Origin of the sequence: Kitasatospora saccharophila (genome assembly GCF_039529925.1) — a bacterium.
GTDB lineage: Bacteria > Actinomycetota > Actinomycetes > Streptomycetales > Streptomycetaceae > Kitasatospora > Kitasatospora saccharophila.
On record NZ_BAAANS010000088.1, the window covers coordinates 1 to 23,355 of the forward strand.

Sequence of the window (23,355 nt, forward strand, 5' to 3'; positions counted from 1 at the left end):
GCCGGGATGGTCCCGCTGCGCATCAGCCGGTCCCAGACCAGCGGCGGGGCGCCGTCCGGGGCGGCGGCCGCCCCCTGGTGCCAGGGCGCGCCGGGCGCGGGCGGGGTCGGCGGGCGGCCGTAGCCGGGCGGGGCGGCGGGCGGCTGGGCCGGGGCGGGCCGCTGGGGCTCCTCGGCGGTCAGCGTGCGGCTGCGCACCCGGTAGAGGCCGGTGTCCAGGTCGTCGGCCTTCTCCAGGGCGACCTGGAGCGGACCCATGAAGCTGTACCGCTGCGCCTCCGCGTACTCGCGGACCATCCCGGCCAGCTCGTTGCCGAGCTGGGTGGAGTAGGGGCTGAGCCGCTCGTGGTCGTGCGGGCTGAGCTCGACGATGAAGTCGTTCGGGACGACCGTGCGGTCCCGGTTCCAGATGGTGGCGTTGTTGTCGCACTCGCGCTGCAGGGCGCCGGCGATCTCCACCGGTTGGACCTCGGACTTGAACACCTTCGCGAAGGTGCCGTTCACGAGACCTTCGAGTCGCTGCTCGAACTTCTTCAGGACTCCCACGGGGCACCCCCTCTCAGGGCGTCGGACGGGCCGGCTCGTCGGCTGGAAAGCGGTACTTCCGTACTGATCGTATCCACGCCCGGCCCTTCCGTACGGTTCCCCGCCTAGGTCGCGCCCGGAGGGGTACCCGCCGGACGGCCCGCTCACTCGTTCGCCCGGCCTCCGGTTGCGGGCCGCCGGGAGCCGTGCAGGGAGGGCCCGGGGAATGGATTCGCAGGTACGGCTCGGGGCGTGCTAATGTTTTCCATGTCGGAAGGGGCGCCCGCAAGGGAGCCGAACGGAAGACCTCGAGAGATGCGGTAAGCTTCTCGACAGGTCGGAAGAAGCGGTAAGCAACTGAAGACAAACACCCATGCGCGGGTGGCGGAATAGGCAGACGCGCTGGATTCAGGTTCCAGTGCCCGAAAGGGCGTGGGGGTTCAACTCCCCCCTCGCGCACAGCGAAGCCCCCCAGATCTTCGGATCTGGGGGGCTTTCTCGTTCTCCGATTTCGGTGCACCAGAACCGGGCCGACCCGGGCCGGTCCGGCTGACGGCCGATCGGCTCAGTGCGCGGGCAGCACCGCGTGCAGGACGAAGCCGCCGTCGGGGGCGGGGGCGGCGGTGAAGGTGCCGCCGAGCAGGGCGGCGCGTTCGCGCAGGCCGATCAGGCCGTGGCCGCCGCCGGGGAGCGGGGCGCCGACCGGCTCCGGGTCCGGGGGGAGGGCCGGCGGGGGGCCGTTGCGGACCTCGACGTGCAGCCTGCCGCCGCGGGCGGCGACCTTGACGGTGACCGGGGCGCCGGGGGCGTGCTTGCTGATGTTGGTCAGGCCCTCCTGGACGGTGCGGTAGGCGGCCCGCTCGACGGCCTCGGGCCAGGACCGGCGGCCGGGGTCGAGCCGGCTGCTGACGGCCAGCCCGCTGCCCTCGATCAGCCGGGGCAGGTCGGCCAGGGTGGGCTGCGGGGCGAGCGGGGTGCCCGGGACGCCGGCGGCGCGCAGCACGCCGACCATCTGCCGCAGTTCGTCGAGGGTGCGGACGGAGAGCTCGCGGATGGTGCGGGCGCCCTCGCGGGCGGCCGGGTCGGTGCTGGAGACCTGGACCGCCCCGGCCTGGATCGAGATCAGGCTGACCTGGTGCGAGACCACGTCGTGCATCTCGCGGGCCAGCCGGGCCCGTTCGGCGGTGAGCACCTTCTCGGCGAGCAGCCGGCTCTCGCGCTGTCGGCCGGCGGTGAGTTCGGTGACGCGTTCGGCGAGCTCGCGGCGGGTGCGGGCGAGCATGCCGAGGGCGGCCGGTCCGGCGCCGAGCATCACGGACTGGATGGCGTACAGCGCGTTGTCCCGGCTGAGTTCGAACAGGTCGGGGTCGAACGGCCAGTGGAAGAACTCGACCAGGGCGAAGGCGGTGGCGCAGGCGACCGGGACGCGGGGCCGGGGCCAGGCGGCGGCCACCGCGTAGACGGCGGTGAGCGGGGCGAGCCAGATCTCGTTGAAGAACGCCCCGGGCAGGGTGAGCAGGGCCACCGGCAGGGGGTGGCGGCGGCGCCACAGCAGGACGACGACGGAGAGCGCGGAGAGGGCCAGCTGCCAGGGCGCGGAGTCCTTGGCGACCAGGGCGGAGTCCATCGCGGCGAGCAGCACCGGGGCGAGCAGGGCGGCGCGCGGGGAGCGCAGCCAGGCCGGGGCGCGGCGGCGGGGCGCGGCGGGCTCCTCGGGGGTCACTCCCCGTCCCGCCGGTCGCGGACCAGCCCGGCGCGGTGGGCGATGACGGCGGCCTGGACCCGGTTGGCGGCGCCGAGCTTGCCCAGGATGGCGCTGATGTGGTCCTTGACGGTGCCGGTGCCGAGGAACAGCCGGTCGGCTATCTCGGCGTTGGACAGGCCCTCGCCGAGCAGCGCCAGCACGTCCAGTTCGCGGCCGGTGAGCCGGCCGGTGAGGGTGGCGGCGGTGGTGTCGGGGCCGCCGCCCTCGACGTAGCCGCTGATCACGGTGCGGGCCACGCTCGGGGAGAGCACGCTGCCGCCGGCCGCGAGCACCCGGACGGCGTGCACCAGCTGTTCGGGGGCGGTGTCCTTGAGCAGGAACCCGGCGGCGCCGGCCCGCAGCGCGGTGCCGATGTGCTCGTCGGTGTCGAAGGTGGTGAGCATCGCGACGGCGGGCGGGTCGGGCAGCGCGCGCAGCCGGCGCAGCACGCTGATGCCGTCCAGGTCGGGCATCCGGACGTCGAGCAGGACCACCTGCGGGGCGAGCTGGCGGGTCAGCAGCTCGGCCTGGCCGCCGGAGCAGCCGCCGACCACCTCCAGGTCGGGTGCGGTGCCGACGATCAGGCCGAGCCCGGAACGGACCAGCACCTCGTCGTCCACGATCAGGACCCGGGTCGGCGGCATGTCTCTCCCTGGTGGGGGCGGGTTCGGGCCCGGGGCGGTCCGGTACCCCCGCCGATCGGCGGGGGTGGGAATCCGCTACCGGATTCACGCAATTCTCATCTCCGCTGGGCAACCATGGAAATCGGGGTGGAGTGCGCGGGACCGCGAGCGGATGCGCCCCTGTGATCGATCGTCTGGAATGGTTGCTGTGTCCACTGTGAAGACGGCTTCCCCGGCCGTGTCCCCCACCAACGGCGAGGGCCCCGGTCCGCTGGCACGGTGGCGGCCGCGGGCCGCCGCGTCGACCGTCTGGTACCTGCGGCTGATGGCCCTGCTGAACCTGGCGGCGGTGCTGTCGGTGCCGTTCCGGGCCGAGGTGCGGCGCCACAACACGGGTGAGTTCTTCACCCCCTACCTGATGACCGCCGGCCTGGTCTCGGTGCTCCTGGCGCTGTTCCTGGCGGTGGCGATGCGCCGGCGCAAGCGGGCGGCGTGGATCTTCAACTTCGGCCTGGCCGGGGTGACGTTCCTGGGCTTCCTGGCCCTGCTGGCCTGGGGCGACCGGTACAAGGACCACGTCTGGAACTACTTCTCGGTGGTGCTGACCGGCCTGTTCCTGGTGGCGCTGCTGGTCTCCCGCAAGGAGTTCACCTCCAAGGGGGACCGCTCCAACCCGGGGACCGCGGCCGCCGCCGCGGTCGGCGGGCTGCTGGTGGGCGGGCTGGTCGGCTCGGTGCTGGTGCAGCTGACCAACGAGGTCTCCGGCGCCGGCTTCGGCACCCGGTTCAGCTACGCGGTGCACCGGATGATCACGCTGAACCCGTCCGAGCGGGTCCGCGACGTGGTGCTGGTGCCGACCTGGGTCAACGCGGCGATCAACGTGATGAGCGCGGTGCTGTTCCTGCTCGTGCTGTACGTGGCGTTCCGCTCGCCGCGCGGCGAGGAGCTGCAGACCGACGAGGACCAGGCCCGGCTGCGCGAGCTGCTGGAGAAGCAGGGCGAGCGGGACTCGCTGGGCTACTTCGCGCTGCGCCGGGACAAGGCGGTGGTGTTCTCCCCGTCGGGGAAGGCGGCGATCGCCTACCGGGTGGTCGGCGGCGTCACGCTGGCCTCCGGCGACCCGATCGGCGACCCGGAGGCCTGGCCGGGGGCGATCGACGCCTGGCTGGCGGAGGCCCGCGAGCACGCCTGGGTGCCGGCCGTGATGGGCGCCTCCGAGGAGGCCGGGGTGATCTACGCCCGGCACGGGATGGACGCGCTGGAGCTGGGCGACGAGGCGATCGTCGAGCTGGACGAGTTCTCGCTGGACGGCCGGGCGATGCGGGTGGTCCGGCAGGCGTACAACCGGGTCAAGCGGGCCGGGTACACGGTGCGGATCCGCCGGCACGGGGACATCCCCGAGTGCGAGATGGCCGAGCTGGTGGCCAGGGCCGACCACTGGCGGGACGGCGCGACCGAGCGCGGCTTCTCGATGGCGCTGGGGCGGCTCGGCGACGCGGGCGACGGGCGCTGCGTGATGCTGGAGTGCTTCGACGGGGACGGCGAGCTGCGGGCGCTGCTGAGCTTCGTCCCGTGGGGCCGGCACGGGCTGTCGCTGGACCTGATGCGGCGCGACCGGGACAGCGAGAACGGCCTGATGGAGTTCATGGTGATCGAACTCCTGCAGCGCGCGCCGGAGGTGGAACTGGAACGCGTCTCGCTGAATTTCGCGATGTTCCGGTCGGTTTTCGAGCGCGGTTCGAAGTTGGGCGCCGGTCCGGTGCTGCGGCTCTGGCGTTCGGTGCTGGGATTCTTCTCCCGCTGGTGGCAGATCGAGTCGCTGTACCGGGCGAACGCGAAGTACCGGCCGATCTGGGAACCGCGCTACCTGCTCTTCGAGAAGAGCGGCGAGATTCCCCGGATCGGCATCGCCTCGGCCCGCGCGGAGGGGTTCATCACGGCGCCGAGCATGCCGGCGCTGTTCCGCCGCAGGCACGGGTGAGCGGGCTTCCCGGCCGGGTACGGCAGGGGAAGGGGGGTGGTCCCTCCGCCGGGGGGCGGAGCGGGCCCGGGGTCAGCCCAGGGGATGACCCCGGGAGCGGTTCCCGGAGCCGATGCCGCGGGGCGGCCCGGTGCGTAGGGTCGGATACGGGGCGCGGAGGAAGCGGTGACCCGGGTAGGAACGGAATCGACGGGAGAAACGGCTCGTGAAGCAGATCACCCACGCGGGGGGCGTGCGACCGAAGTGGTGGGCGGTATTCCGCCGGGCCGCGGTCGCGGAGTGGGGGGAGCTGTTCGCTTCCGTGAAGGAGCAGCTGGTGCGGCGGAAATTCGCCGCCGTGCCGCTGGCGACCGCGGCGACCGCGCTGGTGCTGCTGTTCTCGGTGGTGCAGCACCTGCCGGGCGGGGACCGGTTCGTGTCCGACATCGGGGTGGTGAAGGCGGCGCTGCCGCTGGACGTGTCGCTGCTGCGCACCCCGCTGTCGCTGTACGTGCCGGCCCTGGACCTGCCGGTGTGGGGGGCGCTGGCGCAGGTGTTCCTGGTGTTCGGGATCGCCGAGGTGGTGCTGGGGCGGCGGCTGACCCTGGTGGTGGCGTACGTCTGCACCCTGGCGGGCACGCTGTTCGCCCGGATCGGGGTGGCGCTCGGCCCGCACCACGCGCTGGGCTTCCCGCGCTGGGTGGCGCACGTGCGCGACACCGGGCCCTCGGCGGCGGTGGTGGCGCTGGCCGTGGTGGTGGCGCTGCGCTGCCGGGCCTGGTGGACCGGCGGGGCGGTGGTGCTGGCGATGACGGCGGAGGCGCTGGTGCTGCCGAACCTGGCCGGTTTGGAGCACCTGGTGGCGATCAGCGCGGCGGTGCTGATCGCGGTCTGGGTCGAGGTGTTCGGCGACTACTGGCCGCGGGTGCTGACCGGGGTCGGGGCGGCCGCCTCGGTGGCCGCGAAGGGCCGGACCAGGGCGGCGGTCGCGCCGTAGGCCCGCCCTGATCCGGCTCCCGGGGGTTCAGCCGCGCGGCAGCGGCATCTCGAAGTAGACGACCTTGCCGACCGCCTTGCGGGAGGTGCCCCACTTCTCGGCCAGCTTGCTGACCAGGTTGAGGCCGCGGCCGCGCTCGGACATCGACTCGGCGGGCTCCAGCGAGGGCAGGTTGTGGTTGTCGTCGCTGACCTCGACCAGCAGCTTGTCGACCCGGATCAGCTGGAGCTGCACCTCGGCCCGGGCCACCCGGACCGCGTTGGTGACCAGCTCGGAGACCAGCAGTTCGACGGTCTCGGCGAGGGCGTCGAGCTGCCAGGTGGCGAGCTGGTCGCGCACCAGCCGGCGGGCCCGGCCGACCTCCAGCTCGGTGACGCCGAGCTGCCAGGTGGCGACCTCGGTCGGCGGGACGCCGTCGAAGCGGGCCACCAGCAGCGCGATGTCGTCCTGCCGGTCGTCCGAGTGCAGGGTGTTCAGCACGGTGTCGCAGGCCTCGTCCGGGGTCTGCCCGGGGTCGATCAGGTTGCCGCAGAGCGCCGCCAGGCCCTCCCCTATGTCGCCGCCGCGGACCTCGACCAGGCCGTCGGTGCACAGCACCAGCATCGAGCCGTCCGAGACGTCGATCTTCTTGGTCTGGAACGGCACCCCGCCGACGCCGATCGGCGCGCCGGAGGGCAGCTCCAGCAGTTCGCCGCGGCCGTCGGGGTGCACCAGGACCGGCGGGACGTGGCCGGCCGAGGCGAGCTCGCAGGTGCGGTTGATCGGGTCGTAGACGGCGTACAGGCAGGTCGCCAGGTGGTCGTCGCCGAGCTTGTGGGCCAGGTTGTCGAGGTGGCGCAGCAGCTGGCCGGGCGGCAGGTCGAGGGCGGCCAGGGTCTGCATGGCGGTGCGGAAGCGGCCCATCGCGGCGGCCGAGTGCAGGCCGTGGCCCATCACGTCGCCGACCACCAGGGCGACCCGGCTGCCGGGCAGTTGGATGGCGTCGAACCAGTCGCCGCCGACCTCGGCCTTGCGGTCGCCCGGCATGTAGCGGTGGGCGACCTGCACGCCGGGGATCCGCGGCGGCCGGGTCGGGATCATCGAGCGCTGCAGGGTGGTGGCGACCTTGGACTCGGCGCGGTGCAGCCGGGCGTTGTCCAGCGAGAGCGCGGCCCGGGCGGCGATCTCCTTGAGGGTGTCGGCGTCGGAGCGGGTGAACGGCGTCCGGTCGGAGAGCCGCAGCAGCTTGAGGATGCCCAGCACGGCGCCCCGGGCGGACAGCGGCAGCACCAGCATCGAGCGGCCGATCACGGCGGGCTCCAGCTCGGGGCCGCCGAGCGAGGCGGCGTAGTCGACCGCGACGTCCGCCGAGATCAGCGGCACCAGCACCGGCTGGTTCTCCTGCAGGGCCAGGCCGGGCGGGGTGGAGCGCGGCATGGCGAGCAGCGAGCCCTCGTCCAGGACGTGGTTCCAGCGCTGCGAGGAGGCGTTGAAGGTGCGGGCGACCCGGCGCAGCATGGTGGCGTCGTCGGGGGAGCCGACCGGCAGTTCGGCGTCCGAGATCAGGCTGTCGAGCAGGTCGACGCAGGCGAAGTCGGCGACCCGGGGGACCAGCACCTCGCACAGTTCGCGGGCGGTGGTGTCCAGGTCCAGGGTGGTGCCGACCTGGCTGCCGACCGAGGCGAGCAGCGCGAGGTCGCCGTCGTCGGGCAGCCCGCGGACCACCTCCACGCCGGTGTCGGAGCCGGGGGCGGGGGCGGCCGTCCGGCTCGGCGGGACGGCGGCGGGGGCGGCGAGGGCGGCGGTGAGTTCGGGGGCGGCGGCGGGGTCGATGGCGGGGACTCCCGGGGTCGGGCCGTGGGCGGCGGCGTCGCGCGGTGCGGGGACGGAGCTGCCGGGCCGCGGGTCCACCGGCCCGGCGGGCGGTATCCGTACCCCGGGGCGGGCCGGGGCACCCGCGCCCGGCGGCGGTCCGTCCGGGCGGCGGGCGGCGCGCTGCTGCGGGGTGGGGTAGCGGCGGCCGAGGCCGGCGGCGATCCGGGCGGTGCCGCCGCCCTCCGGGGAGGACTGGTAGGGCACCACCGGCAGCCGGGTCGCGGCGTCCACCCGCAGGGCGGGCGGGCCGGCCTGGGCGAGGGCGTCCAGCAGTCGGCGGCGGCGCTCCTCGGAGCCCGGCGGGAGCAGCGCGGCGAGCGCCTCGGCGGCGGCCGGGCCGGGCGGGGCGAAGGCGGCGTCGACCTGCTGCGGGCGGGCCGCGGCGGGCGCGGCGGCGTACGGCACGAGGCGTTCGCCGAGGGCGATCCGGGGGCCGGCGGCGCGCAGCGGCCGGGCGTCGGTGGCCAGCAGGAGCAGCGAGCGGCCGACCGGTTCGACCAGCGGGTAGGCCCACCACAGCACGTCGCGCGGGCGCTCCTCGCGGTCGTGCACGGTGAGCGGGCCGGCCCACGGGCCGTCCAGCACCAGGTCGTCGAGGGTGTCGAGGGCGTCGCCGCGGTGGGCCTGGCCGGTGCCGTCCGGGCGGGGGTCGACGGCGGGCAGCAGGCCGCGCGCGGCGCGGCCGAGGGTGACCTCGGCGCGGTGGCCGAACAGCTCCTCCGCGGTGCGGTTCCACAGTGCGATCCGGCCGTCCGGGTCGACCAGTACGGCGGCGACCCGGAGCAGGGCGACCACTCCGGCGGGTGGTGTGGAGTCGGGCTGGTCCACCATGGGTATCGGTCTGCCCCTTTGTTGTGCTTGCTGCTCCTCCTGGCCGGTGCGCGCGTCCTTGCGCGCGCCCTCCAATGAAGCACGGAGACGGCTGGAGGAGGTAGTCAATCGGGCAGATTCGTCCGTATCAGTTGCGTGTCGCCCGCCGTGCGCCCCCGGGGTGCTACGGCGCCACCCGATCGGGTGCGCGGCGCGCCCCGGTAGGGTGGCCAGGGTGAGCGTACCGAGCGTCGAGGTGTGGGCGGACCCGGAGCGGCGGGACCTGGAGGAACGGGTCGCGGCGGCCGAGCTGGCCTGGCTGACCCTGGACGTCGACGTGGCCACCCTGCGGGTGGGGATCGACAACTTCGCGCTGGCCCACCACCAGCTGCTCGGCCCGCTGTACGCCGAGCTGGACGAGCTGGACGCGCTGATCGCCGAGTCGGTGGCGGCGCTCAGCGGCGACCCGGAGGACCTGCGGCGGGCCCGGGAGGCCCGCGAGCGGGTCGAGCCCGCCGAGGAGCGCGGTCCGCGCGAGGGCGAGCCGGAGGCCCGGCGGGTCCGTCCGGACAAGGACGCCCAGCGGGTCTACCGCGAGCTGGCCCGCCGGGCCCACCCCGACCTGACCACCGACCCGGCCGAGCAGGAGCGCCGCTCGGCGTTCATCGCCCGGGTCAACGAGGCGTACGCGCTGGCCGACGCGGCGGAGCTGGAGCGGCTCGCCGAGGAGTGGTCCTCCTCCCCGGACTCGGCGCCCGCCGCCGACTCCCCGGACCGGCTGGGCTGGCTGCGCCAGCGCCTGGAGTGGCTGTCCGGCCGGATCACCGCGCTGGCGGTGGAGCGGGTGCGGCTGGAGCGGACGCCGATGGGCGAACTGCTGCTGCTGCGCCCGGAGGAGCCGGAGCGGCTGCTGGAGGACCTCGCCGAGCGGCTGCTGGCCACCGCCGCCGAGCGGCAGGCGCGGCTGGCCGCGCTGCTGCCCGACAATGGCCCGAACGACCCGTCCGACCACGCACCCCGGGAGAACCCCTCGATGTTCGCTCAGCTGCCCACCGCCGACGCCGCCTCGGTGCCCGCCGACGCCGTCCTGCTCGACGTCCGCGAGCAGGACGAGTGGGACGCCGGGCACGTGGACGGCGCGCTGCACATCCCGATCGGCCAGGTGGTGGCCCGCCTCGACGAGCTGCCCGAGGGGCGGCTGTACGTGATGTGCCGGGTCGGCGGGCGCTCCGCCCAGGTGGTGCAGTACCTGGTGGCGGGCGGCCGGGACGCGGTCAACGTGGACGGCGGGATGTTCGCCTGGGAGGCCGCGGGCCGTCCGATGGTGAGCGGCACCGGGCAGCAGCCGTTCGTCCTGTAGGGCGGACGCAAGGGCCCGCGCCCCTGTTCGAACGCGTGGGCGGTACGGCAGGATGGCCGCCGTGCGCGTCTGGTCCAAGCCCGCCCGGGTGGTGCTGGTGCTCGCCGGGGTGGCCCTGGGGGGCGGCGTCCTGGCGTTCCTCGGCGTGCTCTTCCTGTACGTGGCGCCCGCGAACTCGGTGTCCAAGGAGTACCGGACCCAGATCGACCGGGTGGTCTACCCGGAGTTCGAGCAGAACTGGAAGCTGTTCGCGCCGGACCCGCTGCAGCGCAACGTCACGGTGGACGCCCGGGTGCAGAGCATCGGCGCCGACGGGCAGGTCGTCACCGGCGACTGGCACGGGCTGACCGCGCAGGACTGGGCGGCGATCCGGCACGACCCGGCGCCCAGCCACCTGGACCAGAACCTGCTGCGCCGGGCCTGGGACTTCTACGAGTCCACCCACGGCGAGGGCGACGTCCGGGCGGTGCCCGGTTCGCGCGGGCAGCTGGCCGAGCGGTACCTGGAGCGGATCGCGCTGCAGCGGATCGGCGGGGACGGCGGCCGGGTGATCCAGGTCCAGCTGCGGGTCACGCTCACCGCCGTCGCCCCGCCGCCCTGGAGCACCGAGCAGGTGGACACCGCCCCGCACTCCCGCGAGCTGCCCTGGTGGCCGGTCCAGCCCGAGGACCGGGAGGGCCTGTGACGGGCCCCGCCGCCGTCCGGGCCGCGCTGCCGCGCCTGCTGACCACCCTCGCCCCCCACCAGGCCGCCGTGGTGCGGATCGGCGTGGCCGGCACCTGGGGCGCCTACCTGCTGCGCGAGTGGCCCAACCGGCGGGTGCTGTACGGGGACCGCTCGCCCTGGTCGGCGGCGCTGAACGAGCGGCTGCTGGCCGACACCCACGCGTTCACCGCGCTGTCCTGGAGCGACGGCCGCTGGTGGTTCGAGGCGGTCTACCTGCTGGCGCTGCTGTCGGCCCTCGCGCTGGCGCTGGGCTGGCGGACCAGGGCCTCCTCGGTGCTGTTCGCGCTGACCGTGCTGTCGCTGCAGAACCGGAACGTGTTCCTCGGCGACGGCGGCGACAACCTGGTCCACCTGATGGCGATCTACCTGGTGTTCACCCGCTGCGGCCGGGTCTGGTCGCTGGACGCCCGCCGCCGGGCCCGCCGACCCGGCAAGGACCCGTCCGAGTGGGGCGAGCCGCGGGCGCTGGCCGACGCGCTGGCCGCGATGCTGCACAACTGCGCGATGCTGGTGATCGCCGTCCAGGTGGTGCTGGTGTACGCCACGGCCGGCTGGTACAAGGTGCAGGGCTCCCGCTGGCAGGACGGCACCGCGGTCTTCTACCCGCTGAAGCTGGGCTACTTCACGCCCTGGCCGGAGCTGTCCGGGCTGCTCGGCGGCAGCCTGCTGGTCACCTTCGCGCTGACCTACGGCACCGTGGTCATGCAGGTCGGCTTCCCGTTCTCGCTGGCCGCGCGGCGGCTGAAGAACGTGCTGCTGGCGGTGATGGTGGTCGAGCACCTGGCGATCGCGCTGCTGCTCGGGCTGCCGTTCTTCTCGCTGGCGATGGTCTCCGCGGACGCGGTGTTCCTGCCGACCGCCTTCCTGCTGGCGGTGCGGGGGCGGGCGGCCGGGTGGTGGGCGGCCCGGCGCCCGGAGCGGCCGGGCGAGCCGGGCGGGCCGGTGGAGGCGTCGGCGGGCGGGTCGGCAGAGGCCGGGGCAGCGGAGGCCGGGGCGGTACAAGCCGGGCCGGGGCGGGCGTCGGCGGGCGAGCCGGTGGGCGGGCCCGGCGACTGACGAGCCGCCGGGCGAAAAGTCGTTAAGCTCGCGGTATGTCCTGGTTCACGGCCCTGCGCGACACCGCGAAGGCCGGGCTGACCGTGGACCGCTCGCTGACCAACCCGAAGCGGGCGCTGCGCGGGGCGGTGGCGGCCGCGCTGGTGGTCTTCCCGACGCTGCTGCTGTTCGGGCCCGCGCAGGCCACCTCGGCGGCGATGGGCGCGTTCATCGCGGGCACCGCGACCTTCCAGCGCTCGTTCCGGCCGCGCGCCTCGCTTGCGCTGGTGGCCGCCGCCGGGCTGGGCCTGTCGACCTTCCTGGGCTACGTGGCGGTCGGCATCCCGGGCGCGTACCCGGTGCTGCTGGCGCTGTGGGCGTTCGGCGCCGGACTGGCCTGGGCGATCGGGCCGACCGCGGGCGTGGTGGCCGCGAACACGCTGGCGGTGATGATGGTGGTGGTGCAGCTACCGGTGTCGGTGCCCACCGCGATCGAGCACGGGCTGCTCTGCTCGGTCGGCGGCGCGGTCCAGGCCCTGGTGGTGACGCTCTGGCCGATCGACAGCTGGCGGGCCCAGCGCGACGCGCTGGCCGACATCTACGCCGGGCTCGGCGACTACGCCCGCCGGCTGCGGCACGACCCGGTGGCGCAGGTCGATCCGGAGCCGTTCATCGTCGGCCGGCAGGCCGCCAGGCTGACCGCCCGGCAGGCCCGGCGCCGCCCGCCCGAGCTGCGCGGGCTGCGGACCATCGCCGAGCGGATCCGCCCGGCGCTGGCGGCGCTGGCCGATCCGCGGGTCGGGGCCGCCGAGGAGGGCCCGGAGCGGGACCGGGCCCGGGAGGTGCTGGCCGCCGCCGCCGAGGTGCTGGACGCGCTGACCCGGGCGATCCGCAGCGGCGACCCGCTCCGGCTGCCCAAGGACACCCCGGGTCTGACGCTGGCCCGCCCCGGCAGCGGCAGCGGCGAGGACCTGCTGCGCGGCGGCGCCCGCCGCTCGGCCCGCCGGCTCTCCGGCCTGCTGGGCCGGGCCGCCGACCGGCTCGACCGGCAGGACCGCGGCACCGTGCAGACCCGCACCGAGCCCACCACCGGCCTGCGCCGCCCGCCGCTGGCCAAGGTCGCGCCCGCCGCGCTGGCCACCGTCGGGCGGCAGCTGCACCGGCACTCGGCGATCTTCCACCACGCGGCGCGGATGGCGGTGGTGGTGACCTCCGCCTACCTGGCGGCCCGGCTGCTGCGGATCGAGCACGGCTACTGGGCGCCGATGACCACGGCGATGGTGATGCGCCCGGACTTCGCGCAGACCTTCAGCCGCGGCGTGGCCCGGGTGGCCGGGACGGCCGCCGGGGTGCTGCTGTCCACCACCGTGGTGCAGCTGTTCGACCCGGGGGACTGGGTGCTGGCGGTGCTGGCGGTGTGCTGCATGGGCCTGGCCTACCTGACCATGCGCACCGGGTACGCGGTGACCACGGTGGCGATCTCCTCGTACGTGGTGTTCCTGCTCGGCCTGCAGCCGGGCGACCCGGTGCGGCTGGCGGTGGACCGGGTGTCGATGACGCTGCTGGGCGGGTTCATCGCGCTCGCCGCGTACGCGCTGTTCCCGACCTGGCAGACCGCCCGGCTGCCGGAGCGGCTGGCGGAGTGGCTGGCCTCGGCGGGGCGGTACGCGGCGGCGGTGTTCACCGCGTACGGGGACCCGGCGGGCGGGCACGCGGAGCAGGACGTGCGGCCGGCCCTGCTGGACGTGCGGGAGGCGCGCAGCGAGATGCTGGCGGCGCTGGACCGGGCCGAGGTGGAGCCGGTGCGGCACGACGAGCAGGTGCTGCGGGAGCTGAGCCGCAAGCAGTTCGACAAGGCCCGGTCGGCGGTCGGCATGCTGGACCGCTCCACCGTCCTGCTGGAGGCCCACCTGCCGGGGGAGGACGCCCCGCCGGTGCCCGGCGCCGCCGCGTTCGGCGAGGAACTGCGGGACGCCACCGCGCTGGCCGCCGCCGCGGTGCTGCTCGGCCAGGACGTCGACTTCACCCTGCTGCGCGAGGCCCACCGGACCTGGGACCACCAGCTGGCCGGGCTGCCCCGGGACGACCGGATCGACGTCACCCGGGCCGGGGCCCGGCTGGTCATGCAGGCCCTGACCGAGCTGGAGCGCTCGGTGCGGACGCGGCAGCGGGCGGCCCGGCCCGAGCCCGTACCGTTGGGGGCGTGAGCGACACCTCGGTGCCCCAGCTGGGCGAGCAGTACGACGACCTTGGCGACGACCGGGAGATCGGCGTCGGCCCGCACCCGGAGCCGTGGCCCGCCGACCCCCGGCTGGACCCGGAGCTGCTGGCCGCGGGCGACCGGCGCAACGTGGTGGACGGCTACCGGTACTGGCGGCACGAGGCGATCGTCGCGGACCTGGACACCCGGCGGCACGGCTTCCACGTCGCGGTCGAGAACTGGCAGCACGACTTCAACATCGGCTCGGTGGTGCGCACCGCGAACGCCTTCCTGGCCGAGGAGGTGCACATCGTCGGGCGGCGGCGGTGGAACCGGCGCGGGGCCATGGTCACCGACCGCTACCAGCACGTGCGCCACCACGGCTCGGTGGCCTCGCTGGCCGCCTTCGCCGCGGAGCGCGGGCTGCCGGTGATCGGGATCGACAACCTGCCGGGCGCGGTGCCGCTGGAGACCTTCCGGCTGCCGGAGCGCTGCGTGCTGCTGTTCGGGCAGGAGGGGCCGGGGCTGACCGCCGAGGCGTGGGAGCACGCGGCGGCGGTCTGCTCGATCGCGCAGTTCGGCTCGACCCGCTCGATCAACGCGGGCGCGGCCGCCGCGATCGCCATGCACGCCTGGGTGCGGGAGCACGCCGCCACCTCCTGAGCGCGCCCCCGCCGGGCGGCCTCAGGAGAACAGCAGCTTCCAGGTGTGCGGGCCGGGGTAGCCGTCGGCCTCGGCGCCGCTCCAGCCCCGGGCGCGCCGGAAGGCGGCCACGCCCCGCCGGTCGGCCTCGCCCCAGTCCCGGCTCGGGCCCTCCCGGTAGGCGGCGCCGAAGCCCTTGGCGACCAGCTGCCGCCCGAGCAGCAGCACGTCGTCGTTGACCTGGCCGGGGCCGAACCGGTCGGCGCCGGGGAAGGCCGGGGCCGGGGCCTGTGCGGGCGGCGGGGGCTTCGGGGCGCCGGGGTCGGCCGGGGTGGCGGGGGTCGGGGCGGTCGCGGGCGGGATGTCCTTGCCCTTGTGGTGCACCAGGTAGTCCCAGGTGTCCTTGCCCGGGTAGCCGTCCGCCTCGGTGCCGCGCCAGCCCTGCGCCAGCTGGAACGCCTCGGTGGCCTTCCGGTCGGCCTCGCCCCAGTCCGGGCTGGGTCCCTCCCGGTAGAACCGGCCGCCGCCGCGCTCGACCAGCATCTTCCCCAGCCGGGTCACGTACGGGTTGACCTGGCCGGGCCCGAACTTGTCCGCCCCCGGGAAGGCGTCGGAGTCCGGCGCGGGCATCGGCTGGCTCAGCCCCTTGTAGCGGTAGGGGAGGTAGCCGCTCGCGTTGCTCCAGTACGCGTACGGGGTGCTGCGCTTGGTGGTGCCGGGGCGGGTCTGCTCCAGGGCGGTGTACTTGGTGCGGGCGGCGTCCACCCAGCCGCCGAACAGGACGGTGTGCGAGCCGCCCTCCGGGTCCTTGGGGTTGTTGTAGACCAGCGCGTCGCCGGGCTGGAGGTCGTCCTTGGTGATCCGGTCGGCGAAGTCCGGCAGCGTCCAGGTGGTCTGGCTGCTGCCCAGGCCCCAGGCCATCGAGACGAAGCCCGAGCAGTCCTGCCGGTAGCCGTCCGACCAGTACTTGTTCATGCTGTACGGCACCTTCTGGTCCACCCAGGTCTGCGCCCGGCGCAGGATCTCGGCCCGGGTGGTGGCGGGCTGGGCGGCTATGGAGCGGTGGGCGGCGGGGTCCGCGCCGTAGGGTCCGGCCACCTCGCCCTGCGGGGAGTCGGGTATCAGCGGGCTGCTGTCGGTGCGCGGCGCGGCCGCGGCCGGGGCGGCGGCGGAGCCGCCCAGCACGCTGCCGGCGGCGGCCAGCAGGAAGGCCGCGCGGCGGGCCCCGAGGGGGCGGCGGCGGGGCGAGCGGACGGCGTGCAGCCGGGCCCGGCGGCGGTCGGCGCAGCCGCCGCAGGCGCAGGAGTCGTCCGGCTCGACATCGCTGAACTCCATCAGCACGGGTGGGTCCCGCCTTTCCTCGTGAGCTCGCTGAGTGGGACTCACGTTCCCCGGCGGAGGTGGCGCGGACCACCTGATGGGGCGTCCGACAGGGCGGTTCGGGTGAACGCGCGCACCGCGGGGTCGGGCGTGGCGAGGGTCGAAACGGGGCCAATGGGATGAAAGGGGCGAAAGTGAACGAAGTGGAAGGAAAGGTAATAAAGGGGAGCGAATGGGAAAGAAAGGGAAGGATAGGGAAGATTCGGGAGGGAAGCGGCGGGCGAGGGGGACTACTCCCACTGCCAGCGGATGCCGATCTGGCCGGGCTGCTGGTCGGCGGTGAGCACGTGGGCGCTGGCCGAGGCGCCGATCCACAGCGGTTCGCGGTGGCGGTCGACCTCGGTGCCCGGGGCGCGGTCGAAGCGTTCGCACTGGACCGGGACGGCGGCGGGGTCGAAGTGCACCTGCAGGACGTACTCGCGCACCGGGGCGGGGAAGAACCGGCCGTAGTCGGTGGTGGGGCCGGAGTCGGGGATCTGCACCTCGTACTCCAGGACGGTGGAGTCGCCCAGTGCCAGCGGCCGGTCGAGCAGCAGCTCGGCGACCAGCAGGCCGCTCAGCGGGCGGCGGCGGACCCGGCCGAGCCGGGCGTGCCGGACGGAGGTGATCTCGGGACAGCTCTGCACGCCCTCGTCGGCCTTGTGGACGACCACGTGCCGGGTGACGCCGTCCACGGTGGCCCGCACCACCTGGCGCATCCGCAGCAGGTGGCCGCGGCGGGAGGCGTCGACGTAGTAGGCGTCGTGGATGGACTGGCGCTCCAGCTGGCCGGCCGGCGGGGCGTCGAGCTCGGCGAACACCTCGACCAGTTCGGCCTGGCCGGGCCAGACCTGCTCCAGCCGCAGGCCGTCGGGGGCCGGGCCCTGGGTGACCCAGCGGCCGCGCGGGCGGGGCGGGCCGAGCAGGGCGGTGAGCGCGGTGTGGCGCAGCCCGAGCAGCTCCTCCAGCAGGTGCACGGCGCGCAGCGAGGTGGCGCGTTCGGGCTGGCTGCGGCCGCGCCGCCAGTAACTGAGCGTGGTGACGCTGACCCTGACGCCCTGTTTGGCGAGCGCGGCGCGGATCCGGTCGAGGCTGAGGCCGCTGTTCTCGACGGCGGCGTTCAGCACCTCGGCGAAACCGCCGGGCGGGACCGGCGCGGTCGTCGCGGCCGGTGCGGTCGGCGGGACCGGCGCGGCCTGGGGGGCCCGGGAGGGCTGCGGGGCCGGTGCGGCGGCCGGGGCCGGTGCGGTCGGCGGGGCGGGCGGCGGCGGTTCGCCGCTGTGGTCGCGCTGTCCGACCAGTCGGAGCCGGCCGGCGTGCTGCGGTTGTTGCGAGCCCATGCGACACCTTCCCCACCCGGCGGGTTCGGCGGGATCACCCCCGGCGCCACGGTGCTCGGCGGTGCTTCGGTGGTGCGTCGCCGAGCGTGTGGGAACCCTATGAGGGTTGAGAGGCTACGTCATTAATCAGGACATATGACAGTGGTCACGACAAGCATTTCGCAAGCGGACCGAACCGGCAACACCGCCGACACAGAGGTGCCGGGAGAACCCCGGAGGGCCTCCCGGCACCGCTGTCGGCGAGGGGTCAGGACACGCTGAGCGCGGTGTCGTCGACCACGAACGAGGTCTGCAGCGAGGAGTCCTCGACGCCGGTGAACTTCACCGCGACGCTCTGCCCGGCGTAGGCGCTCAGGTCGATCGTCCGCTGCGCGTAGCCGGTGCCGCGGTCCAGGTTGGAGTAGGTCGCGACGGTGGTGCCGTTCACCGAGACGGTCAGCTTGTCGTACGCGGTGCTGGTGGTGGTCTCGGCGGTGTCCACGTGCAGCCAGAAGCTCAGCTTGGCGGTGCAGCCGGACGGGACGGACACCGTCTGGGCGAGGCTGTCGGTGTGGGCGGAGCCGTAGCCGTCCAGCCACGCCTTCCAGGAGCCGCCGTGCGCGGCCTCGGAGGAGGAGTTGTCGACCACGCCCGAGGTGCCGGTCCAGGGAGCGGCGCTGCCGGTCTCGAAGCCGGGGTTGCCGAGCAGCTGGGCGGCGGTGCAGGAGCCGGTGGGCGGCGGGGTGGTGCCGCCGGAGCCGAGCAGGGCGGCGGCCAGGCCGTCGGCGACCGGGCTGCCCCAGCCGGTGACCTGGTCGTAGCCGGCCTTGGTGCCGAAGTCCTGGTTGGCGCCGCTGGTGACGTCGTGGAAGGCGCTGCCGTAGGAGGCGGAGTTGGTGACGGCGTAGATCTTCGGGTTGGCCTCGCCGAGCACCGGCTTGGCGGCGGCCAGCGCCTTCTGGTTGTACAGCGCGGCGAAGCCGGACCACAGCGGGGCTGCCGCCGAGGTGCCGCCGTAGACCTGCCAGCCGGGGCTGGAGCTGCCCTGGGTGTAGATCGCGAAGCCGCTGTTCGGGTCGGCGTTCGAGGCGACGTCCGGGACGGTGCGCATGGTGCCGGTGACGTTGGTGCCGGTCTGCCAGCTCGGCTTGGCGAACTGGGTGGAGACCCCGCCGCCCGCCGTCGACCAGGCGCTCTCCGAGCTGTACGCGGTGCCGGAGACCTTCAGGTTGGTGCCGCCGACGCCGGTGTTGTAGGGGCTGGAGGCGGGGAAGTCCACGGCCTTCACGGTCGAGCCGGAGGTCGAGCGGGTGCAGTCCCGGGAGCCGTCGTCGCCGGAGGCCGAGAAGATCGAGATGCCCTGGGCGGCGGCCTGCTTGAAGGAGTTGTTCACCGCCGTCATCGAGGAGGCGGTGGTGTCCGGCTCGCAGGAGCCCCAGGAGATGGAGATCACCGAGACCCGGTTGTCCGAGACGATCTTGGCGGCCATGTCGATCTCGCCCTGGTCGCTGTTGGGCGCCTCGTACACCAGCTGGGTGGCCTTCGGGGCGACGCCGCGGACGATCTCGGAGTCCAGCTCCACCTCGCCCTGGCCGTCGCCGGGCTTGGCGTCGTAGTTCGCGCCGTCCACCGACACGGTGCTCACCGCCGGGCCGGACAGGCCGAACTGGCTGTCGTAGGTGGTCAGGTTCGAGGACTTGTAGCCGTCGAACTCCCAGAGCGCCACGGTGGAGCCGGTGCCGTCCGCGCCCAGCTGGTTCAGCCGGTACGCGCCGTCGTACGTCGCCGGGCCGAAGCCGGACGGGGTGGCGTGCGGGGCGGACGCCTGCGGCTCCGCCAACCGGGTGGTGCGCACGGTGTGGTCGTTCAGGCCGCTGACGCCCTCGACCACGCCCGCCAGCGCGGCCGGCACCGAGGCGGCGGCGTCGTTGGCGAAGAACGTCCGGCCGCCCTGCTGCGGGTCGGTGTACGTCGACTCGTGGGTGCCGAAGGCGGCGGAGAGCTGCGCGCTGGTGCCGGTGGCGTTCACCACCTGGCGGTTGGCGCTGACCGAGTCGACCTTCAGCCCCTGGGCGGTGAGGAAAGCCCGGACCTGCTCGACACCGGCCGCGGTCGGGCCGAACCGGTCGGTGAATTGCGCGGGCGTCAGGTAGTGCCCGTATTCGGCGGTGCCGGGGGTGGCGACCGCCGCTAGGAAAGCGTCCAGTGCTGCGGTGTCGCGCAGTTTCAGCGAGACCGCCACGGATATCCGGCGGTCGGCCGGGACGTCGCCCTGCCGGTGCGAGCGGGCGACGGCCGGGGTGACGGTCTGCGGCAGGGCCACCCGGGCGGTGGCGTTGGGGGAGGGGGCGGCCTGGGCGGTTGCGGTGCCCAGGGAGACGGCGGCGAGGGGAAGGACCGCGAGGGCGGCGGCAAGGGCGAGCGAGCGGGGTCGCACGGGCTCCTCCGGAAATCTGGCGGCGTTCCGGGTTTCGAAAACGCTCGCCAGAATCTCTCAGAGAACTCGCGGGAAAAGGCCCATGCCCGGGCAATTGCTTACTAAAAAACAGTCAACTGTGAAGCGTGAATTCAATTCAGTGAATTGACCCCATTTCGCTCCGGTGCACACTGAATGTCAGGGGCGGCCGAGCCAGTGGCTCAGCGCCGCCCGCAGCTCGCCCCTGGTCGGGTCGGCGCAGGCCCAGGCCGCGTGCCCGTCCGGACGGACCAGCAGCACGGTGTCGCGCAGCTTGCCGTGCGGGTCGGCGGGGGCCGCGGTGACCACCCGCTCCGCCCAGGAGTCCGCCACCGACAGCTCGTCGTTGCTGACCAGCACCGCCTTCCCGGAGCGCAGCGCCTCGTGCAGCCGGGCCGGGCCGCCCGGCGCGTCCACCGCCAGGCGCAGGTCCGGGACCCGGCGGCCGACCAGCGGGTGGGCGCCCTTCTCGGCCGGGTAGGCGTACCCGAGGCCGGAGACCTGCTTGGCGCCCAGCTCGGCCAGCGGGCCCAGGTGGTCGGCGGCCGCGCCGATCGCCGAGCGCAGCACCCGGGTCGGGGCGTGCCGGCCCTGGGCGAGCCGGACCAGGGCGCCGGAGGAGCGCAGCACCGCCCGGCCGACCGGGTGGCGCTCGGTCTGGTAGGTGTCCAGCAGGGCGTCGGGGGACCAGCCGCGGAGCACCGAGGCCAGCTTCCAGCTCAGGTTGGCGGCGTCCTGCAGGCCGGTGTTCATGCCCTGGCCGCCGGCCGGGGAGTGGCAGTGCGCGGCGTCCCCCGCGAGCAGCACCCGGCCGGAGCGGTAGCCGGGGGCCTGGCGCTCGTCGCTGTGGAAGCGGGAGGTCCAGCGGACCTCGCCCAGGCCGAGGTCCCGGCCCGTCACCTCGCGCAGCAGGTCGGCGAGTTCGCCCGGCACCACCGGCTCGGAGTCCGGCACCTGGTGCTCGCGGCTCCAGCCGATCACCCGGTACCAGCCGTCGCCGAACGGGGCCAGGAAGGCGAAGCCGGCCTCGCCCGCGCCGGCCGTCAGCGGCTCCTCCGGCTCCCGCTCCAGCCGGACGTCGGCCAGCATCACCGAGCGCACCGCGGCCTCGCCGGGGAACGGGACGCCCAGCAGGTCGCGCACCGAGGAGTGCACGCCGTCGGCGCCGACCGCGTAGCGGGCCCGGAGGCTCCGCTCGGTGCCGTCGGCGGTGCGGGCGGTCAGCGTGACGCCCGCGGCGTCCTGCCGCAGGCCGGTCACCTCGGTGCCGCGGCGCAGTTCGGCACCGGCCTTGACGGCCCGTTCGCGCAGCACCCGCTCGGTGTTGTACTGCGGGGTGACCAGCACGAACGGGAAGCGGGTGGGCAGGCCGGCGAAGTCGACCCGGAGCCGGCCGAACACCCGCATCGAGGGCACCGGGCGGCCGGTGGCGATCAGCTCGTCGGCCAGGCCGCGGGCGTCCAGCAGCTCCAGGGTGCGGGCGTGCACGGCGAACGCCCTGGTCAGGCCGGACTCCTCGGCCCGCTTCTCCAGCACCGTGACCCGCAGCCCGGCCGCGGCCAGGTCGCCGGCCAGCAGCAGGCCGGTCGGGCCGGCGCCGACCACCAGCACGTCCGCGGTGAACTCCGTCTCGGACATCGGTCTCTCCCGTTCGTCTTGCCGCCAGGGCCGGTGCGGGCACCGGCCGGAGTCCACGGAGCCCGGGTTCTCAGCGCGCTCTCAGGCTGCCATCATCGCGGGCCCATCAGGGACTGTGAACCTCCTTCCCATGACACAGCCAGCGATGCGCCAGACCCTGCGGCCCGTCCCGGCGGTCGACGGCCGGGACCCGGCCGACACCGTGGTGAGGACCAGGCTCGTGGAGGTCGTCGTACCCGTGTACAACGAGCAGCACTCGCTGGAGCGCTGCGTCCGCGAGCTGCACGCCTACCTCGCGGAGACCTTCCCGTACGACTACCTGATCACCGTGGCGGACAACGCCTCGGTCGACGGCACCTGGGAGGTCGCCACCGCGCTGGCCGCGGAGCTCGGGCCGGTGCGCGCCGTGCACCTCGACCTCAAGGGGCGGGGGCGGGCGCTGCGGCAGGTGTGGGGCGACAGCGAGGCCGACGTGGTGGCCTACATGGACGTCGACCTGTCGACCGGGCTGGAGGCGTTCCTGCCGCTGGTCGCGCCGCTGCTGTCCGGGCACAGCGACCTGGCCATCGGCAGCCGGCTGCACCGCGGCTCGGCGGTGGTGCGCGGGCCCAAGCGGGAGTTCATCTCGCGCACCTACAACTTCCTGCTCCGGGCCACCATGGCGGCCAAGTTCTCCGACGCCCAGTGCGGGTTCAAGGCGGGCCGCACCGAGGTGGTCAAGCGGCTGCTGGAGCAGGTCGAGGACAACGCCTGGTTCTTCGACACCGAGCTGCTGCTGCTCGCCGAAGCCTCCGGGCTGCGGATCCACGAGGTGCCGGTGGACTGGGTGGACGACCCGGACAGCCGGGTCGACATCGTCCGCACCGTCGTCGACGACCTCAAGGGCATGGCCCGGGTCGCCCGGCGCACCCTGGCCGGCAAGGGCAGCGTCGACCTGCCAGACCGCGTCCGGCGGGCGCAGGTGCCGCCCGGCCTCGGCTGGCAGTCCGTCAGCTTCGCGGTGATCGGCGGCCTGTGCACGCTGGCCTACCTGCTGCTGTTCCTGGGGCTGCGGCGGCTGGTGCCCGCGCTGGTCGCCAACGCGCTGGCGCTGGCCGTCACCGCGGTCTTCAACACCGCCGCCAACCGGCGCTTCACCTTCGGCGTGACCGGCCGCCGGGACGCCCTCAAGCACCAACTGGAGGGCGGGCTGGCCTTCCTGGTCGGACTGGTCCTCACCAGCGGCGCCGTCGCCGTCCTGCACGCCGCCTCGCCGGAGGCCGGGCACGGGGTGGAGCTGGTGGTGCTGGTGGCGGCGAACGCGGCCGCGACGCTGGTGCGGTTCGTGCTGCTGCGGGTGTGGGTGTTCAACCCCCGCCGTTCGTAAGGCACTTGACGACTCCCTGTCCGCTCCCCCCGGACAGGGTGCGGGCCCGGACGCTGTTGTGGGACGGCGCCCGGGCCCGCTTTCGCCGCGGTGGTCGCGGGGCCCGGGTGCGACGCCTACGCTGGTGGCCGAGACGTCGACGCCTGGAGGGGGACGCGGTGATCACGGGGTGCGTCATCGGGGAGAGCCTGAAGTCGGGTGCGGTACTGGAGTTGACGGGACTGCGGGTCTGTCGGGTGACGCGCATGGACCTGTCCGCAACGGCGCGCGGAAGCCAGCCTCCGGTGTGGACGGTGCTGGAGTTCGAGAGCGACGCGGAGGACGACGCCCCGCTCGCCGAGGCGCTGGCGGACGCCCTCTCCGCCGAAGGGGGCTGGTACGCCGACTACCGGGTGGGCGACGAGGAACGGGTGGTGGTCTTCTCCGGCCGGGTCTTCCGCTACTCCGGCGCCGACGACCCCCGCCGCGCGGAAGCGGTCGCCCACGGGGTGAGCGTGGGCGTGCCCGCGCACCAACTCGACTGGAAGGACTGAGGGCCGAGACCTGCTCGGCCGGTCAGGGGCGGGGCCGGCGTCGGACCGCGACGACGGTGGCGGTGCCGTGGGAGTCCCGGGTGTGCTCAGCGAACCTCGCGGCCGGGGCCGGTTCAGGGGGTCCTACGTTGTTGGTGGGTTGGACGGGCCGTCGTAAGGTCCAGAGGCCCAGAGACGCCGGGCATGGCTTTCAGGGGGTTGCCCACGATG

The 23,355-nt window shown here is 74.6% G+C and carries 17 protein-coding genes and 1 tRNA gene; 10 read left to right on the top strand and 8 right to left on the bottom strand.

Annotation, left to right across the window (positions count from 1 at the left end; translation table 11 throughout):
- Positions 1–545, bottom strand: a 545-nt coding sequence (locus ABD345_RS36615) for a DUF3662 domain-containing protein (protein WP_344558705.1), incomplete at its 3' end; no start/stop codon positions are given.
- A gap of 354 nt (positions 546–899) precedes the next feature.
- Between ABD345_RS36615 and ABD345_RS36620 the strand changes: the two genes are divergently transcribed.
- Positions 900–983: transfer RNA gene (locus tag ABD345_RS36620), tRNA-Leu, on the top strand.
- 106 nt (positions 984–1,089) lie between these two features.
- On the opposite strand, the gene ABD345_RS36625 is transcribed toward ABD345_RS36620, so the two are convergent.
- Positions 1,090–2,247 carry a sensor histidine kinase gene (locus ABD345_RS36625; protein WP_344558707.1) on the bottom strand — a complete coding sequence of 386 codons (1,158 nt, stop codon included), beginning with the start codon at positions 2,245–2,247 and terminating at the stop codon, positions 1,090–1,092.
- Positions 2,244–2,912: a response regulator gene (locus ABD345_RS36630; RefSeq protein WP_344558709.1), complete on the bottom strand. Its 669-nt coding sequence runs from the start codon at positions 2,910–2,912 to the stop codon at positions 2,244–2,246. The genes ABD345_RS36625 and ABD345_RS36630 overlap by 4 nt, the downstream gene beginning before the upstream one ends.
- A gap of 178 nt (positions 2,913–3,090) precedes the next feature.
- Between ABD345_RS36630 and ABD345_RS36635 the strand changes: the two genes are divergently transcribed.
- Both ABD345_RS36635 and ABD345_RS36640 read left to right on the top strand, forming a co-directional pair.
- Positions 3,091–4,872, top strand: a complete 1,782-nt coding sequence (locus tag ABD345_RS36635) for a phosphatidylglycerol lysyltransferase domain-containing protein (RefSeq protein WP_344558711.1) — start codon at positions 3,091–3,093, stop codon at positions 4,870–4,872.
- 316 nt (positions 4,873–5,188) lie between these two features.
- Positions 5,189–5,848, top strand: a complete 660-nt coding sequence (locus tag ABD345_RS36640) for a hypothetical protein (RefSeq protein WP_344558713.1) — start codon at positions 5,189–5,191, stop codon at positions 5,846–5,848.
- 27 nt (positions 5,849–5,875) lie between these two features.
- On the opposite strand, the gene ABD345_RS36645 is transcribed toward ABD345_RS36640, so the two are convergent.
- Positions 5,876–8,533, bottom strand: coding sequence for an ATP-binding SpoIIE family protein phosphatase (locus ABD345_RS36645; protein WP_344558714.1), 2,658 nt, complete (start codon positions 8,531–8,533; stop codon positions 5,876–5,878).
- A 214-nt stretch (positions 8,534–8,747) separates the two neighbouring features.
- Here ABD345_RS36645 and ABD345_RS36650 point away from each other — a divergent pair, with 214 nt between their 5' ends.
- From ABD345_RS36650 to ABD345_RS36670, 5 genes are all read left to right on the top strand, one after another.
- Positions 8,748–9,872 carry a rhodanese-like domain-containing protein gene (locus tag ABD345_RS36650; protein ID WP_344558716.1) on the top strand — a complete coding sequence of 375 codons (1,125 nt, stop codon included), beginning with the start codon at positions 8,748–8,750 and terminating at the stop codon, positions 9,870–9,872.
- A 61-nt stretch (positions 9,873–9,933) separates the two neighbouring features.
- Positions 9,934–10,557, top strand: coding sequence for a DUF5819 family protein (locus tag ABD345_RS36655; protein WP_344558717.1), 624 nt, complete (start codon positions 9,934–9,936; stop codon positions 10,555–10,557).
- Positions 10,554–11,654, top strand: a complete 1,101-nt coding sequence (locus ABD345_RS36660; protein WP_344558718.1) for an HTTM domain-containing protein — start codon at positions 10,554–10,556, stop codon at positions 11,652–11,654. Before ABD345_RS36655 ends, ABD345_RS36660 begins: the two co-directional genes overlap by 4 nt.
- Before the next feature lie 35 nt (positions 11,655–11,689).
- Positions 11,690–13,840, top strand: coding sequence for an FUSC family protein (locus ABD345_RS36665; protein ID WP_344558719.1), 2,151 nt, complete (start codon positions 11,690–11,692; stop codon positions 13,838–13,840).
- Positions 13,837–14,496: a TrmH family RNA methyltransferase gene (locus tag ABD345_RS36670; RefSeq protein ID WP_344558720.1), complete on the top strand. Its 660-nt coding sequence runs from the start codon at positions 13,837–13,839 to the stop codon at positions 14,494–14,496. The genes ABD345_RS36665 and ABD345_RS36670 overlap by 4 nt, the downstream gene beginning before the upstream one ends.
- 21 nt (positions 14,497–14,517) lie before the next feature.
- Here the strand turns inward: ABD345_RS36670 and ABD345_RS36675 are convergent, their stop codons facing one another.
- From ABD345_RS36675 to ABD345_RS36690, 4 genes are all read right to left on the bottom strand, one after another.
- A complete protein-coding gene (locus tag ABD345_RS36675; protein WP_344558721.1) occupies positions 14,518–15,810 on the bottom strand; it encodes a peptidoglycan-binding protein in 1,293 nt (430 codons plus the stop codon).
- A gap of 275 nt (positions 15,811–16,085) precedes the next feature.
- Entirely contained in the window at positions 16,086–17,174 is a 1,089-nt protein-coding gene (locus ABD345_RS36680) for an XRE family transcriptional regulator (protein ID WP_344558722.1), read from the bottom strand.
- A gap of 247 nt (positions 17,175–17,421) precedes the next feature.
- A complete protein-coding gene (locus ABD345_RS36685; RefSeq protein WP_344558723.1) occupies positions 17,422–19,590 on the bottom strand; it encodes a protease pro-enzyme activation domain-containing protein in 2,169 nt (722 codons plus the stop codon).
- A gap of 177 nt (positions 19,591–19,767) precedes the next feature.
- The gene (locus ABD345_RS36690; protein ID WP_344558725.1) at positions 19,768–21,246 is read right to left on the bottom strand and encodes an FAD-dependent monooxygenase; all 1,479 of its coding nucleotides are present in this window, start codon (positions 21,244–21,246) and stop codon (positions 19,768–19,770) included.
- Between the two features lie 130 nt (positions 21,247–21,376).
- Here ABD345_RS36690 and ABD345_RS36695 point away from each other — a divergent pair, with 130 nt between their 5' ends.
- Complete coding sequence (locus ABD345_RS36695; RefSeq protein WP_344558726.1) at positions 21,377–22,612, top strand: glycosyltransferase; 1,236 nt, start codon at positions 21,377–21,379, stop codon at positions 22,610–22,612.
- Positions 22,613–22,857: 245 nt separating this feature from the next.
- On the top strand, positions 22,858–23,145 hold the full coding sequence (locus tag ABD345_RS36700) for a hypothetical protein (RefSeq protein ID WP_344558728.1): 288 nt from the start codon (positions 22,858–22,860) through the stop codon (positions 23,143–23,145).
- The last annotated feature ends 210 nt before the right edge of the window (positions 23,146–23,355 follow it).